At 51.1% G+C, this 3,068-nt stretch carries 1 rRNA gene; it reads right to left on the bottom strand.

Going from position 1 to position 3,068, the window contains the following annotated elements:
• Window positions 1-19: 19 nt before the first annotated feature.
• Window positions 20-2,911: ribosomal RNA gene (locus tag ACIPLA_RS27885) — 23S ribosomal RNA — on the bottom strand.
• Window positions 2,912-3,068: the final 157 nt, after the last annotated feature.

The raw sequence follows: 3,068 nt of genomic DNA, 5'->3' as shown, positions 1-3,068 counted from the left end.
CAAATTGCTTGGGTGTTATATGGTCAAGCCTCACGGGCAATTAGTATTGGTTAGCTCAACGCCTCACAGCGCTTACACACCCAACCTATCAACGTCGTAGTCTTCGACGGCCCTTCAGGGGACTCAAGGTCCCAGTGAGATCTCATCTTGAGGCTAGTTTCCCGCTTAGATGCTTTCAGCGGTTATCTATTCCGAACATAGCTACCCGGCAATGCCACTGGCGTGACAACCGGAACACCAGAGGTTCGTCCACTCCGGTCCTCTCGTACTAGGAGCAGCCCCTCTCAAATCTCAAACGTCCACGGCAGATAGGGACCGAACTGTCTCACGACGTTCTAAACCCAGCTCGCGTACCACTTTAAATGGCGAACAGCCATACCCTTGGGACCGGCTTCAGCCCCAGGATGTGATGAGCCGACATCGAGGTGCCAAACACCGCCGTCGATATGAACTCTTGGGCGGTATCAGCCTGTTATCCCCGGAGTACCTTTTATCCGTTGAGCGATGGCCCTTCCATACAGAACCACCGGATCACTAAGACCTACTTTCGTACCTGCTCGACGTGTCTGTCTCGCAGTCAAGCGCGCTTTTGCCTTTATACTCTACGACCGATTTCCGACCGGTCTGAGCGCACCTTCGTACTCCTCCGTTACTCTTTAGGAGGAGACCGCCCCAGTCAAACTACCCACCATACACTGTCCTCGATCCGGATAACGGACCTGAGTTAGAACCTCAAAGTTGCCAGGGTGGTATTTCAAGGTTGGCTCCACGCGAACTGGCGTCCACGCTTCAAAGCCTCCCACCTATCCTACACAAGCAAATTCAAAGTCCAGTGCAAAGCTATAGTAAAGGTTCACGGGGTCTTTCCGTCTAGCCGCGGATACACTGCATCTTCACAGCGATTTCAATTTCACTGAGTCTCGGGTGGAGACAGCGCCGCCATCGTTACGCCATTCGTGCAGGTCGGAACTTACCCGACAAGGAATTTCGCTACCTTAGGACCGTTATAGTTACGGCCGCCGTTTACCGGGGCTTCGATCAAGAGCTTCGCGTTAGCTAACCCCATCAATTAACCTTCCGGCACCGGGCAGGCGTCACACCCTATACGTCCACTTTCGTGTTTGCAGAGTGCTGTGTTTTTAATAAACAGTCGCAGCGGCCTGGTATCTTCGACCGGCGTGGGCTTACGCAGTAAATGCTTCACCCTCACCGGCGCACCTTCTCCCGAAGTTACGGTGCCATTTTGCCTAGTTCCTTCACCCGAGTTCTCTCAAGCGCCTTGGTATTCTCTACCCAACCACCTGTGTCGGTTTGGGGTACGGTTCCTGGTTACCTGAAGCTTAGAAGCTTTTCTTGGAAGCATGGCATCAACCACTTCGTGTTCTAAAAGAACACTCGTCATCAGCTCTCGGCCTTAGAATCCCGGATTTACCTAAGATTCCAGCCTACCACCTTAAACTTGGACAACCAACGCCAAGCTGGCCTAGCCTTCTCCGTCCCTCCATCGCAATAACCAGAAGTACAGGAATATTAACCTGTTTTCCATCGACTACGCTTTTCAGCCTCGCCTTAGGGACCGACTAACCCTGCGTCGATTAACGTTGCGCAGGAAACCTTTGTCTTTCGGCGTGGGTGTTTTTCACACCCATTGTCGTTACTCATGTCAGCATTCGCACTTCTGATACCTCCAGCAAGCTTCTCAACTCACCTTCACAGGCTTACAGAACGCTCCTCTACCGCATCACCTAAGTGATACCCGTAGCTTCGGTGTATGGTTTGAGCCCCGTTACATCTTCCGCGCAGGCCGACTCGACTAGTGAGCTATTACGCTTTCTTTAAAGGGTGGCTGCTTCTAAGCCAACCTCCTAGCTGTCTAAGCCTTCCCACATCGTTTCCCACTTAACCATAACTTTGGGACCTTAGCTGACGGTCTGGGTTGTTTCCCTTTTCACGACGGACGTTAGCACCCGCCGTGTGTCTCCCATGCTCGGCACTTGTAGGTATTCGGAGTTTGCATCGGTTTGGTAAGTCGGGATGACCCCCTAGCCGAAACAGTGCTCTACCCCCTACAGTGATACATGAGGCGCTACCTAAATAGCTTTCGAGGAGAACCAGCTATCTCCGAGCTTGATTAGCCTTTCACTCCGATCCACAGGTCATCCGCTAACTTTTCAACGGTAGTCGGTTCGGTCCTCCAGTTAGTGTTACCCAACCTTCAACCTGCCCATGGATAGATCGCCCGGTTTCGGGTCTATTCCCAGCGACTAGACGCCCTATTAAGACTCGCTTTCGCTACGCCTCCCCTATTCGGTTAAGCTCGCCACTGAAAATAAGTCGCTGACCCATTATACAAAAGGTACGCAGTCACCCAACAAAGTGGGCTCCCACTGCTTGTACGCATACGGTTTCAGGATCTATTTCACTCCCCTCTCCGGGGTTCTTTTCGCCTTTCCCTCACGGTACTAGTTCACTATCGGTCAGTCAGTAGTATTTAGCCTTGGAGGATGGTCCCCCCATATTCAGACAAAGTTTCTCGTGCTCCGTCCTACTCGATTTCATGACCAAGAGATTTTCGCGTACAGGGCTATCACCCACTATGGCCGCACTTTCCAGAGCGTTCCGCTAATCTCAAAGCCACTTAAGGGCTAGTCCCCGTTCGCTCGCCACTACTAAGGGAATCTCGGTTGATTTCTTTTCCTCAGGGTACTTAGATGTTTCAGTTCCCCTGGTTCGCTTCTTAAGCCTATGTATTCAGCTTAAGATACCTAACTTATGTTAGGTGGGTTCCCCCATTCAGACATCTCCGGATCAAAGTCTGTTTGCCGACTCCCCGAAGCTTTTCGCAGGCTACCACGTCTTTCATCGCCTCTGACTGCCAAGGCATCCACCGTATGCGCTTCTTCACTTGACCATATAACCCCAAGCAATCTGGTTATACTGTGAAGACGACATTCGCCGAAAATTCGCGATTAAACTCACAAATTTTACCTTAGCCTGATCACCACCAGTGAAAGTGGCCATCAGTCTATCTTTCTATCACATACCCAAATTTTTAAAGAACGATCTAA

The organism is Pseudomonas sp. NPDC086112 (assembly GCF_044746425.1).
Classification (GTDB): Bacteria; Pseudomonadota; Gammaproteobacteria; order Pseudomonadales; family Pseudomonadaceae; genus Aquipseudomonas.
Note: the sequence above shows the minus strand (reverse complement) of the source record. Positions and strands in the feature narration are given on the sequence as shown.